The 12,852-nt window shown below is 70.4% G+C and carries 8 protein-coding genes and 1 pseudogene; 7 read left to right on the top strand and 2 right to left on the bottom strand.

Translation table 11 applies throughout. The annotated features are described in order from the left end of the window. Positions 1-29: 29 nt before the first annotated feature. Positions 30-2,246, top strand: a complete 2,217-nt coding sequence (locus tag I3K84_RS14925; RefSeq protein WP_196994882.1) for a protein-disulfide reductase DsbD — start codon at positions 30-32, stop codon at positions 2,244-2,246. On the opposite strand, the gene I3K84_RS14920 is transcribed toward I3K84_RS14925, so the two are convergent. Continuing rightward, entirely contained in the window at positions 2,247-3,293 is a 1,047-nt protein-coding gene (locus tag I3K84_RS14920) for a formylglycine-generating enzyme family protein (protein ID WP_196994881.1), read from the bottom strand. It abuts the gene before it with no gap. A gap of 181 nt (positions 3,294-3,474) precedes the next feature. Here I3K84_RS14920 and nhaA point away from each other — a divergent pair, with 181 nt between their 5' ends. The 3 genes and pseudogenes from nhaA to I3K84_RS14905 all read left to right on the top strand — a co-directional run bounded on the left by nhaA (position 3,475) and on the right by I3K84_RS14905 (position 6,655). Then, positions 3,475-4,716 (top strand): Na+/H+ antiporter NhaA, encoded by a 1,242-nt coding sequence (gene nhaA, locus I3K84_RS14915; protein WP_196994880.1) that lies wholly within the window; start codon positions 3,475-3,477, stop codon positions 4,714-4,716. 48 nt (positions 4,717-4,764) lie between these two features. Beyond that, positions 4,765-5,275, top strand: a pseudogene (locus I3K84_RS14910) (CoA-binding protein). A gap of 54 nt (positions 5,276-5,329) precedes the next feature. Further along, complete coding sequence (locus I3K84_RS14905) at positions 5,330-6,655, top strand: O-acetylhomoserine aminocarboxypropyltransferase/cysteine synthase family protein (protein ID WP_196994879.1); 1,326 nt, start codon at positions 5,330-5,332, stop codon at positions 6,653-6,655. 53 nt (positions 6,656-6,708) lie between these two features. On the opposite strand, the gene I3K84_RS14900 is transcribed toward I3K84_RS14905, so the two are convergent. Then, positions 6,709-7,692: a TerC family protein gene (locus tag I3K84_RS14900; RefSeq protein WP_172208761.1), complete on the bottom strand. Its 984-nt coding sequence runs from the start codon at positions 7,690-7,692 to the stop codon at positions 6,709-6,711. A 126-nt stretch (positions 7,693-7,818) separates the two neighbouring features. On the opposite strand from I3K84_RS14900, the gene I3K84_RS14895 reads away from it, so the two are divergent. The 3 genes from I3K84_RS14895 (at position 7,819) to priA (ending at position 12,783) form a co-directional block, all read left to right on the top strand. Further along, entirely contained in the window at positions 7,819-8,745 is a 927-nt protein-coding gene (locus tag I3K84_RS14895) for a LysR family transcriptional regulator (protein ID WP_172208763.1), read from the top strand. Positions 8,746-8,846: 101 nt separating this feature from the next. Beyond that, positions 8,847-9,959, top strand: a complete 1,113-nt coding sequence (gene hemE / locus I3K84_RS14890) for a uroporphyrinogen decarboxylase (RefSeq protein WP_011806948.1) — start codon at positions 8,847-8,849, stop codon at positions 9,957-9,959. Positions 9,960-10,608: 649 nt separating this feature from the next. Continuing rightward, the gene (priA, locus tag I3K84_RS14885; RefSeq protein WP_196994878.1) at positions 10,609-12,783 is read left to right on the top strand and encodes a primosomal protein N'; all 2,175 of its coding nucleotides are present in this window, start codon (positions 10,609-10,611) and stop codon (positions 12,781-12,783) included. The last annotated feature ends 69 nt before the right edge of the window (positions 12,784-12,852 follow it).

Here is a 12,852-nt window from a genome sequence, read left to right as displayed (position 1 = left end):
CCCCGCCCCAGTTGCTCCCACCCTGCGCCATGTCCTGCCTTCGCCCCTTGCAGCGCTCCCTGCACACTCTTTTTTTCATAGCTGCTTGCGCTGTATCCACGGTCGCCATCGGCCAAATTCAGCTCAAGACAACCGCCGCCGCGGGCAGCAGCAGCGTCGTCACGCCGCATGTGCGCGCCGAGCTGGTGGCCCAGGCACCCGACGGTGTGGGCCCGGGCAAGCCGCTGTGGCTGGGCCTGTCGATCACGCACCAGCCCGAGTGGCACACCTACTGGAAGAACCCGGGCGACTCCGGCCTGCCCACGCAACTGGAGTGGCAGCTGCCGGCGGGCATCGACGCGGGCGAGGTCGCCTGGCCCGTGCCCAAGAAGATTCCGCTGGGCAACCTGGCCAACTACGGCTACGAGGGCACGGTGCTGTTGCCCGTGCCCATGACTGTCTCCCCAGCATTCAACCCCGGCCCGCTGGCCAAGGAAGCGACCTTCCAGCTCAAGGCCTCTTGGCTGGTGTGCCGCCAGGAGTGCATCCCCGAGGAGGGCAGCTTCACGCTGCAATTGCCCTTGCGCGGTACGACGGCGTTGCATGCCGCCGCGTTCGATGCCGCCGCCGCGGCCCACCCGCGCGATCTGCCGGCTCTAGGCGGCAGCAGCGCGCAGGTCGAGGGCGACACCGTGCTGCTGCGCGTGGCCGGCCTGCCCCCGGCGCTGCAGGGCCAGACGCTGGAGGTGTTCCCCGAGACCACAGGCGTGGTGGAGACCGCCGCCACGCCCGCGCAGCAGTGGGACGGCGCGGTGTGGACGGCGCGCCTGCCGCTGTCGCCCCAGCGCAGCGACGGGCCCGTGCCGATGCCGGTGGTGCTGGCCCATGGCGGCCAGGGCTGGCGTGCCGAGCTGCCCGTGCCGGGCGGCTGGCCCGCCGTGGCGGCACTGAAGGGCATGTCGCCCGCGCTGGAGGCCGCGCTGAAAGCCAACGCCGCCAATGCCGCCGCGCCCGCGGCCCCCGCCGCTGCGACACCCGCGCCGCTGGGCACCTGGCTGGCCGCGCTGGCCGGCGCGCTGCTGGGCGGGCTGATCCTGAACCTCATGCCCTGCGTGTTCCCGGTGCTGGCAATCAAGGTGGTGGGCTTTGCGCGCCATGCGCAGAACCAGCGCGCCCACCGCATCGGCGGGCTGGCCTACACCGCGGGCGTGGTGCTGTCGTTCCTGCTGCTGGGCGCGCTGATGCTGGGCCTGCGCTCCGCGGGCGAGGCCGTGGGCTGGGGCTTTCAGCTGCAGTCACCGGCGGTGGTGGCGTCGCTGGCCGCGCTGTTCACGTTGATCGGATTGAACCTGGCGGGCGTTTTCGAGTTCGGGCGCATGCTGCCCTCGTCGCTGGCGGGCCTGCAGGCGCGCCACCCCGTGCTGGATGCCTTCCTGACCGGCGTGCTCGCCGTGGCCGTGGCCTCGCCGTGCACGGCGCCGTTCATGGGCGCATCGCTGGGCCTCACGGCCACGCTGCCCGCGGGGCAGGCACTGTCGATCTTCGCGGCGCTGGGCCTGGGCCTGGCCCTGCCCTACCTGCTGGCCAGCTGGCTGCCCGCGTTTGCGCGCGCCCTGCCGCGGCCGGGCGCGTGGATGGACACGCTGCGCCGCCTGCTGGCGTTCCCGATGTTCGCCACCGTGGTGTGGCTGGTGTGGGTGTTGGGCCAGCAAAGCGGCATCAACGGCGCGGCGGCGCTGCTGGCGCTGCTGGTGGCGCTCAGCATGGCCGTGTGGGCGCTCACGCTGCGCGGGGCCACGCGGGCTGTTCTCGCTCCTCTCTCAATAGCTGCTTGCGCTTGGCTGGTATGGCTTTGGGGCCCAAAGATCATTGAACTGGAAAGCGCACCCATGGCCGCGGCCTCGGCCCCCAGCGGCGTGGCCGGCGTGACATCCTGGCAGTCCTGGCGCCCTGGCCTGGCCGACGAGCTGGTGGCCCAGGGCCGCCCGGTGTTCGTGGACTACACGGCCGCCTGGTGCGTGACCTGCCAGTACAACAAGAACACCACGCTGGCCAGCGCTGCGGTGCTGCAGGACTTTGCAACGAAGAACGTGGCCCTGCTGCGTGCCGACTGGACGCGGCGCGACCCCGCCATCACCGCCGCGCTGGCTGAGCTCGGCCGCAGCGGCGTGCCGGTGTATGTGCTGCATGCGCCGGGCAAGGCGCCGGTGGTGTTCTCCGAGATCCTGGGCGAGTCGGAACTGCGCGCCGCCGTGGCCGCGCTCTGATCACCGCCGCGCGCCGCGTGGCCGTGGCGATTGCGGCGGGTCGATCTCGCGCACCAGGCGCAGGCCCACCAGGGTGTAGCGCGTCTGGGGCGTGTTCCAGTTGCGGAACCCACAGCGCGCGTACAGCGGCCAGGTGTGCCAGGAACCGCCGCGGCGCACGCGTACCTGGCCGGTGGCCGGGCCCTGCGGATCGTCCCGCGGGGAGTGTGCATAGCCCTCCTCGGCATACCAGTCCGACACCCATTCCCACACGTTGCCCAGCATGTCATGCACGCCGAAGGCGTTGGGCGCGTAGCGGCCCACGGGCGCGGTGAACGCATGCCCGTCATGCCCCGGCGCGGCCTGGGGCCGCCAGCGCGGCCAGTAGGGCGCGGCATCCTCGCCGAACACGTTCGCGTGGCGCGCCAGCGCGGCCGGGTCGTCGCCATGCGGGTAGCGCGTGCGCGTGCCAGCGCGGCAGGCGTATTCCCACTCCGCCTCGGTGGGCAGGCGGTAGCGGTGGCCCTCGGTGGCGCTGAGCCAGGCGGCCAGCGCATGCGCGTCGTGCCAGGTGATGTTGACCACCGGGTGGTCGTCGCCCTGGGCGAAGCCGGGGTTGCGCCAGGAATAGCGCGGGTCGCGCCCCTCGAATGCGTCGCCGCGCGCGCTGGCGGCGGGGTCGTAGGCCGGGTTGTAGCCGTAGCCGCCCGTGCCGTCGGCCTCGGACTCGGGCACGTAGCCGGAGGTCTGCACGAAGCGGCGGAATTGCCCCACCGTGACCTCCGTCTGCCCCAGGTAGAAGGCGCGCGTGATGCGCACGGTATGGGCGGGCGCCTCGTCGGCCAACTGCTCAAACCGCCAGCGCTCCAGCGTCGGGTAGGCACGGGCCAACGCGTCGACGGGCTCGCTGCTGCCCATGCGGAAGCTGCCTGGCGCGATGCGCACGAAGGGCATGCCCAGCGCATTCACCCAGAGGGCCGGCGCGGCCGGCTGCGCCTGCGCCGCGCTGGCGGCCAGGACAAGCGCCAAACAGACGCCTTGCAAAGCGGCAGAGGTGGCAGGGACCATCGCAAACTCCTGGGCATGCGAAAAAAGCCAGTGTAGGGCCGGGGCATTGCGCGGGCACGCTGGGCGCGGCTTCCTATACTGCCCGCGGGTGTCCACCGCATGGGGCGGCAGGGCAGGATTGTTGCAGCGCAGGTCGGGCCGCCTGCGCACCACGGGCCGCAGCATGCGGCCCCGCCTGTCCATGACCGACCGCCTTACCCCGCGGCGCGCTGCGCCGCGCCAGCCCGCCCTGCTTGCCCTGGCCGACCGCTGCTCGGCCCTGCTCTCGCGCTTGTCGCACGCCGATGCCGCGGGCGGCATCGTGCTGCTGATCGCGGCCGCCGCCGCGCTGGCCTGGGCCAATTCACCCTGGGCCGCCAGCTACCACGCGCTGTGGCATTTGCCGCTGTCGGTCGCGCTGGGTGGCTGGCAACTGGAGCAATCGCTGCACTTTTGGGTGAACGACGCGCTGATGACGGTGTTCTTCCTGGTGGTGGGGCTGGAGATCCGGCGCGAACTGCACGACGGCGTCCTGGCCCAGCCCCGCGATGCGCTGCTGCCCGTGCTGGCCGCGCTGGGCGGCGTGGCCGTGCCGGCGCTGCTGTACCTGGCGCTGGTGCCGCCCGCGCTGCGCAGCGGCTGGGCCGTGCCCACGGCCACCGACATCGCCTTCGCCGTGGGCGTGCTGGCCCTGCTGGGGCGCGGCCTGCCGCCGGTGCTGCGGGTGTTTTTGCTCACGCTGGCCATCATCGACGACCTGGTGGCCGTGCTGATCATTGCGCTGTTTTATTCGGGCGGGCTGCAGTGGCCCATGCTGGGCATTGCCGCGCTGGGCCTGGCGGGCGTGGTGCTGCTGCAGCAGTTGGGCGTGCGCCGCGCCTGGGCCTTTGTGCCGACGGGCGCGCTGCTGTGGTGGGGCATCTGGCAGACGGGCGCCCATCCCACCCTGGCCGGGGTGGTGCTGGGCCTGGTGACGCCGGTGCACATGCTGGCCGGGCGCGAACACGCCGCCCCCGTGCAGCGCGTACAGGCCAGCCTGCACCCGTGGGTGACGTTTGGCGTGATGCCGCTGTTTGCGCTGGCCAACGCGGGCGTCAGCCTGGGCGGCGCACAGCAGGCGGCGCCGGGCGCCAGCGTGCTGATGGGCGCTGTGGCCCTGGCGCTGGTGGCAGGCAAGCCGCTGGGCGTGCTGCTGGCCTGCTGGCTGGCGGTGCGCCTGCGCCTGTGCGCCCTGCCTGCGGACATGGGTTGGGGCGGCGTGCTGCTGACCGGGCTGCTGGCGGGCATCGGCTTCACCATGGCGATCTTCATCGCCACCCTGGCGTTCGACAGCGCCGCGCTGCTGGACGCCGCCAAGCGCGGCGTGCTGCTGGCCTCGGGCCTGGCGGCGCTGCTGGGGTTGGCGTGGGGGGCGTGGCTGAAGCGGCATGCTGCCACCGCATGAAGGGTGCCGTGGGTACCGCCGGCCCACGGCTGTGCATACACTGCCGCCATGCTCCGCACACCCGACACCATCAGCACCCTGCGTGACGTGCTCACGCAGTGCCGCACCATCGCCGTGGTGGGCCTGTCGCCGCAGTGGCACCGGCCCAGCCACTTGGCCACCAAGTACATGCAGGCCCATGGCTACCGCATCGTGCCCGTGAACCCGCTGGTCGCGCAAGGTGGCGGGCAGATACTGGGCGAGACCGCCTACGCCAGCGTGCTGGATGCCGCTGCCGCCCTGGCCGCGCAGGGTGCGCGCATCGACATGGTGGACTGCTTTCGCAAGAGCGAAGACATCCCGCCGCTGGCCGACGAGGCCATTGCCATTGGCGCCCGGTGCCTGTGGCTGCAGCTGGGCGTGTTCCACGAGGCCGCCAGCGCCAAGGCCGAGGCCGCGGGCCTGCAGGTGATCCACAACCGCTGCGTGAAGATCGAGCACGCACGCCTGTTCGGCGGGCTGGATGGGCGTGAACACCCAGGTGATCTCGCCCAGGCGACTGTGCAAGCTCCCGTATTGATAGCTGCCAGCGATTGATGGATAAGCGCTGGGGGCCTATTTGACTCATAAAACCATGACCGCATCCACCCCACCCGGCTCTGGAGCCGACCGTGCCTTCGGCTTCGGCACGCGCGCCATCCACGCCGGCGCCCAGCCCGACCCCGTGACCGGCGCGCGCGCCACGCCCATCCACCAGACCACGAGCTTCGTCTTCGACGACGCCGAACACGCCAGCAGCCTGTTCAACCTGCAGACCTTCGGCAACGTCTACAGCCGCATCAGCAACCCCACGGTCGCCGTGTTCGAGGAGCGCATGGCCAGCCTGGAGGGCGGCCGCGCGGCCCTGGCCTGCGCCAGCGGCATGGCTGCGCAGATGGCGGCGCTGCTGGCCATCCTGAAGGCCGGCGACCACATCGTGGCCGCCAGCACGCTCTATGGCGGCACGGTGGGGCAGCTGGGCGTGGGTTTCAGCCGCCTGGGCATCGAGACGACCTTCGTCGACCCGTCCGACCCCGAGAACTTCACCCGCGCCATGCGCCCGAACACGCGCGCCGTGTACGGCGAGACCATCGGCAACCCGCTGGTCAACGTGCTGGACATCGCGGCGATTGCGGAGGTGGCCCACGCCCACGGCGTGCCGCTGGTCATCGACAACACCGTGGCCAGCCCCTACCTGTGCAACCCGCTGGCCCTGGGTGCCGACATCGTGGTGCACAGCGCCACCAAGTACATCGGCGGCCACGGCACCACCATGGGCGGCGTGGTGGTGGAGGGCGGCACATTCCCCTGGGACAACGGCCACTTCCCCGAGATGGTGGAGCCCAGCCGCGCCTACCACGGCGTGAAGTTCTACGAGACCTTTGGCGATTTTGGCTACACCATGAAGGCGCGCATGGAGGTCAACCGCACCTTCGGCGGCGTGCTCTCGCCCCTGAACGCCTGGCTGCTGCTGCAGGGCGCCGAGACGCTGCACCTGCGCATGCGCGAGCATTGCCGCAACGCGCTGGCCGTGGCGCGGTTCCTGCAGCAGCACCCGCAGGTGGCCTGGGTCAACTACCCGGGCCTGCCGGACTCGCCCCACTACGCGCTGGCGCAAAAACAGTTCCGCGCACTGGACGGTCAGCCCGGCGCCTCGGGCATCCTGACCTTCGGGGTGAAGGGCGGCGCAGCCGCGGGCGAGCGGTTCATCGACGCCTGCGAGTTCCTGAGCCACCTGGCCAACATCGGCGACGCGAAGACGCTGGTGATCCATCCCGCCTCCACCACGCACCGCCAGCTCAACGAGGAAGAGCTGGCCCGCGCCGGCGTGCGCGCGGACATGGTGCGCCTGAGCGTGGGCATCGAGGAGTTGGACGACATCCTCTGGGATATCGACCAGGCCCTGGCACGCACGCGCTGAACCGGGCCACCCACGGCCGGGCGTGACCCCGGCCGGGGGGCGCGCAGGGCAGGTCAGCGCTTGCCCGGCAGTGGGGGCACGGGGCGCGCCGCGCTCCCCCCCGAGCCGCGCAGCGACAGCACGATGGAGCCGGCAATCAGCGTCGCCGTGACCAGCAGCGCGTAGCCGATGGGAATCTTCACCAGGTCGATCAGCAGCATCTTGGTGCCGATGAACACCAGCACCAGCGCCAGGCCATAGGCCAGCAGGTGGAACCGGTTGGCCAGGTCGGCCAGCAGGAAGTACAGCGCGCGCAGGCCCAGGATGGCGAACACGTTGGCCGTGAGCACGATGAACGGGTCGCTGGTGATGGCGAAGATGGCGGGGATGCTGTCCACCGCGAAGATGATGTCGGTGGTGCCGATCAGCACCAGCACCACGAACAGCGGGGTGTAGTGCTTGACGCCGTCGATCATGGTGGAGAGTTTCTCTCCGTCGAACCGGTCGGTGATGCGCATGCGCTGGCGCAGCAGCTTGAGCACCGGGTTGGTCGCGATGTCGGGCTCCTTCCCCGCTGCAAACCACATCTTGATGCCGGTGACCACGAGGAACGCGCCAAACACGTACAGCAGCCAGTGGAACGTGGCCAACAGCCACGCGCCCGCCAGGATCAGCAGCGTGCGCAACACGATGGCGCCGATGATGCCGATGATGAGGGCGCGCTTTTGGTATTGCGGCGGCACGGCAAAGTAGCTGAACAGCATCAGGAACACGAAGATGTTGTCCACCGACAGGCTCTTTTCGACGAGGTAGCCGGTGATGAACTGCATCGACACCGTGTTGGCCACGTCGCGGCCCTGGCTGCCGTCCAGGTACCACCACAGCAGTCCCACGAACACGAACGCCAGCGCAAACCACAGCAGGCTCCAGCGCGCGGCCTCGCCCATCGTCACCCGGTGCGCGCCCTGGCGCTCCATCACCAGCAGGTCCACGGCGATCGCCACGACCACAAAGGCGGCGAAGCCCGCCCACATCCACCACGTGCCTATCGTTTCCATGCATCCTTCTCCAATGAGGTTGTACTGACGGGCCCACAGCCCGAGGAGGTGCAATGTAGAGGTCGCATGGATTCCAAAAAATCTGCCTTATCGATACTATTACTTCGGTTTTTACGAAGTAACTCCATGAGCCAGAGCTTCAACTACCGCCACCTGTACTACTTCTGGGTCGTCGCCAAGGAGGGCGGCATGGCACGGGCCGCCGAGCGGCTGGACATGGCCGTGCAGACCATCAGCGCACAGGTGCGCGAGCTGGAGAAGTCCCTGGGGGTGAGCCTGCTGCGCGCCGAGGGCCGCAACCTCATGCTGACCGAGGCTGGCGTGGCCGCGCTGCACGAGGCCGACCACATCTTCGCGCTGGGCGAGCAGCTGCCCCAGCGCGTGCGCGAGGCCGCCTCGGGCCCCACATTGCGCCTGAACCTGGGCATCTCCGACGGCATTGCCAAACTGGCGGTGCACCGGCTGCTCACTCCCGTGCTGGACGAGCCCCACCTGCGCCTGCTGTGCCACGAGGGGGAATTCCAGCCCCTGCTGGGCGAGCTGGCGCTGCACAAGCTGCACGCGGTGCTGGCCGACCGCCCCGCCCCGCCGAACCCGGCGCTGCGCACCACCAGCCAGTTGCTGGGCACCAGCGCCATTGGCTGGTATGCCCCGCCGCTGTGGGCGCAGGCCGCGCGCCACGCATTCCCGCGCAGCCTGGCGGTCGTGCCGGTGCTGCTGCCCACCGAGCACGCCGCGCTGCGCGCGCGCATCGACCACTGGCTGGAACGCGAGCGCATCCGCCCGCGCATTGCAGGGGAATTCGAGGACAGCGCCCTGCTCAGCACCTTCGCAGCCACCGGCATGGGCGTGATGCCCGCGCCCGAGACCCTGGGCGCGCACCTGGAGCAGACCCATGGCCTCGTGCCCGTGGGCACCACCCCCGAGGTGCATGAGCAGTTCCACCTGATCTACAGCGCCCGCAAGGTGATGCACCCGCTGCTGACCCGGCTGCTGGAGGCCGGAGCCGATGGGACGCTGTGGAACCCGGCCCCCACCCGTTCCCCCGTCTGAGGAGACGGCGCATCGTCCTGCAGCGCCCCTTTCCTTGATCTGAGGCAAGCCCGCGGGGCTTGCCCAAGGCCTGCGGGAGCCGGCCTGCGACAATCGCGCGCATGAGCTTCGCCCCCCTCCAGAACGACACCTTCCTGCGGGCCTGCCGTCGTCAGGCCACCGACTACACGCCCCTGTGGCTGATGCGCCAGGCGGGCCGCTACCTGCCCGAATACAAGGCCACGCGCGCCAAGGCCGGCAGCTTCATGGGCCTGGCCACGAACGTGGAGTACGCCACCGAGGTGACGCTGCAGCCGCTGGAGCGCTTCCCGCTGGACGCCGCCATCCTGTTCAGCGACATCCTCACCGTGCCCGACGCCATGGGCCTGGGCCTGTCGTTCGCCGAGGGCGAAGGCCCGCGCTTTGCCAAGGCGGTGCGCGACGAGGCCGATGTGGCCGCGCTGGCCGTGCCCGACCTGGACAAGCTGCGCTACGTGTTCGACGCCGTCACCAGCATCCGCCGCGCGCTGAACGGCCGCGTGCCGCTGATCGGCTTCTCGGGCAGCCCCTGGACGCTGGCCTGCTACATGGTCGAGGGCAAGGGCAGCGACGACTACCGCCTCGTCAAGACGCTGATGTACAGCCGCCCGGACCTGATGCACCGCATCCTGGCGGTGAATGCGGACGCCGTGGCCGCCTACCTGAACGCCCAGATCGACGCCGGCGCCCAGGCCGTGATGGTCTTCGACAGCTGGGGCGGCGTGCTGGCCGACGGGTGCTTTCAGCAGTTCAGCCTGGAATACACCCGGCGCGTGCTGGCGCAGCTCAAGCGCACCGGCGTGGACGGGCAGGATGTGCCGCGCATCGTCTTCACCAAGGGCGGCGGCATCTGGCTCGACGACATGAAGGACATCGACTGCGAGGTGCTCGGCCTGGACTGGACGGCCCACCTGGGCAAGGCCCGCGCCATCGTCGGCGGGCAGGTGGGCGGCCCCGGCAAGGCGCTGCAGGGCAACATCGACCCGAACGTCCTGTTCGCCCCGCCCGAAGCCGTGGCAGCCCAGGTGCGCGCCGTGCTCGACAGCTTCGGCACGCCGCACACTGACAAGACCACCACCGGCCCCACGCACATCTTCAACCTGGGCCACGGCATCAGCCAGTTCACCCCGCCCGAGCACGTGGCCGCGCTGGTGGAAGCCGTGCATGGCTATTCACGCAGCCTGCGGCAGCGGTGAATGCCTACTTACCAGGGCTGCGGCGCCGGCATGACTTATTCACACTGCGGCAGCCGCATCCGGCTTGCCGCGCGGCCCGCAGTGAGCAGCGCAACAAACGGCAACAAATCACTCCGAACCTCGTAAGTGGTTGATTCATATGAAAGTCCTGCGCCTGCCGATTTTGTGGGCACCCTAAGCAAACCACGGCCAGACAAGGGCTTTCGGGCGGCCCAGCCGGGATATCAACAAAGTTATCCACAGAAAATCTGAACTTCCTGTGTTTCCCTCGCAAAATCAAGCACTTGCCGCACGAAGTGAAGGAAAAGTCCCACAGTGGCTGCAACGCCTACCACATCCGGGGATGCTCTTCCCTATTGACAGCGCCAGTTGTTCACATGCTGGCAACTGCGCCCCCTGCGCAGAGCGTCGCCCGACAACCGCTGCGGCACTGTTTGCGGCGCAGCAAAGAACGTTGATTCATAAGCTTTTTTTGTACCGCGCCGTCTACAAATCCGCTAGCGCCCAGTCCAGCCGGGGCGCGCCCCGCAGCCTGTTGCACGCTGCTTTTCAACAAAGTTATCCACAGCACCTCTCATAGCAGTGGGCACGCTTGTGGAATCATGCGGGGCCGCGCCCCCGGTGCCGCCCGCGTTTTCACCCACCGCCCATGCCTGACCGTTCCCCGCCCCCGACCACGCCGCATGACAGCGCAGCCTGCCTGCTCTGCGTGGCCGTGAGCACGCCGGCGCACAGTGGCGTGGGCGAACCGCTGAGCTACGCCAGCCCGCGCCCGCTGCCTGCCGGGACACTGGTGCGCGTGCCGCTGGGCGCGCGCGAGGTGCTGGGCGTGGTCTGGGACGCGCCCGCCGAGCCAGCGGCGCTACCGCCGGGCATGGTGCCGCGCACGGTGGCGGGCGTGCTCGAAGGCGTGGCGCCGCTGGACGCCGCCTGGCGCCGTCTGGTGACCTTCGCCGCGCGCTACTACCAACGCGCGGTGGGCGAGGTGGCGCTGGCCGCCCTGCCCCCACAGCTGCGCGACCTCACGCCCGAGCAGTTGGCGCGGCGCCTGCGCCGCCCCGCACCGCCGGCGCACCCGTCCGAAGCAGTTACAAAAACAATAGCACTTACCGCAGAACAGGCAAGCGCTACGGCCCAAATCGATGCAGAGCGCGGGCCCTTTCTGTTGTTCGGCAGCACGGGCAGCGGCAAGACCGAGGTGTACCTGCACTGCGTGCAGCGCGCCCTGGCCGGCCATCCCGCCGCACAGGCACTGGTGATGGTGCCCGAGATCAACCTCACCCCGCAGCTGGAGGCGCGCTTTCGCGAGCGCTTCGCGCCCCTGTACGGCGAGGCGGCCGTGGTCAGCATGCACAGCGGGATGACGCCGGCACAGCGCCTGAAGAGCTGGCTCGCCGCGCATACGGGCGCTGCGCGCATCGTGCTCGGCACGCGCATGGCGGTGTTCGCCAGCCTGCCGGGGCTGGCACTGGTCGTGGTGGACGAGGAGCATGACGCCAGCTACAAGCAGCAGGAGGGCGCGCGCTACTCCGCGCGCGACCTGGCGCTGTGGCGCGGACGCGAGCAGGGCGCCAAGGTGATCCTGGGCAGCGCCACCCCGTCGCTGGAGAGCTGGCATGCCAGCACCCCGGCCAGCGAGGGGGGCCCGGGCCGTTATCTGCGCCTGCACATGCCCAGCCGTATCGGCTCAGGGGACGGCGCCGGCACAGGCGAGCTGCCGCGCGTGCGCCTGGTGGACATGGGACAACAGCCGCGCAGTTCGGGGGCGGGTGGCGTGTTCTCGCCCCCGCTGCTGGCCGCCATCACCGAACGGGTGCAGCGCGGGGAGCAATGTCTGGTGCTGCTCAACCGCCGGGGCTTTGCACCCGTGCTGCACTGCCATGACTGCAGCTGGAAGAGCGACTGCCCGCACTGCAGCGCCCACCAGGTGTTCCACAAGAGCGACCGCACGCTGCGCTGCCACCACTGTGGCTTTACGCAACGCGTGCCGCGCGCCTGCCCCAGCTGCGGCAACCCGGACATCCTGCCCCTGGGCCGGGGCACCGAGCAGCTGGAAGAGCAACTGGCCGCCCTGCTGCGCAACGTGATCACCCCGGACCGCCGCGCCGCGCGCGTGGCACGCATCGACGCCGACACCACCCGCGCCAAGGGGGCGCTGGAGGAGCAACTGGCCCAGGTGCACAGCGGCGAGGTGGACGTGCTGGTCGGCACGCAGATGGTGGCCAAGGGACATGACTTTCGGCGCATCACCCTGGTGGCGGCCGTGCAGCCCGACGGAGCGCTCTTCAGCAGCGACTTTCGCGCGCCCGAGCGCATGTTCGCCCTGCTGATGCAGGCCGCGGGCCGCGCGGGGCGCGATGCGCGCTATGTGGCCGCGCAGGGCAGCCCGCCCGAGATGTGGATCCAGACCTGGCACCCCGACCACGCCGTCTATGCCGCGCTGCGCCGCCACGACTACCCGGCCTTTGCCGCGCGCCAGCTGGCCGAACGCCAGGAAGCCGGCATGCCGCCCTTCGCCTATCAGGCGCTGGTGCGCGCGGACGCCCGCACGCAGGAGGCGGCCCAGGCCTTCCTGCAGGCCGCCAGCGACGCCGCGCGCGCCGCCGGGCTGCCGGGGCTGGACCAGGTCTTTCTGTTCCCGCCGGTGCCGCTCGCCATCCAGCGCGTGGCCAATGTGGAGCGCGCGCAGATGCTGCTGGAAAGCCCCCAGCGCGGTGCGCTGCAGCGCTTTCTGGCCGCATGGCAGCCGCTGCTGCATGCCGAGCGCCCGCGCCACCGCGGCCTGGTGCGCTGGCTGGTGGACGTGGACCCGCAGGCGATCTGAGGCCGCCACCGCTGCGGGCGGTGCCCGCGGGTTTTCTCGCATGGCATGCGCTGCGCCATCGGGGCAAAG

The sequence above is a fragment of the Diaphorobacter sp. JS3051 genome, assembly GCF_015832135.1.
In the GTDB taxonomy this organism is placed as follows: Bacteria; Pseudomonadota; Gammaproteobacteria; order Burkholderiales; family Burkholderiaceae_C; genus Diaphorobacter; species Diaphorobacter nitroreducens.
This window is presented reverse-complemented; position numbering and strand designations above follow the sequence as displayed.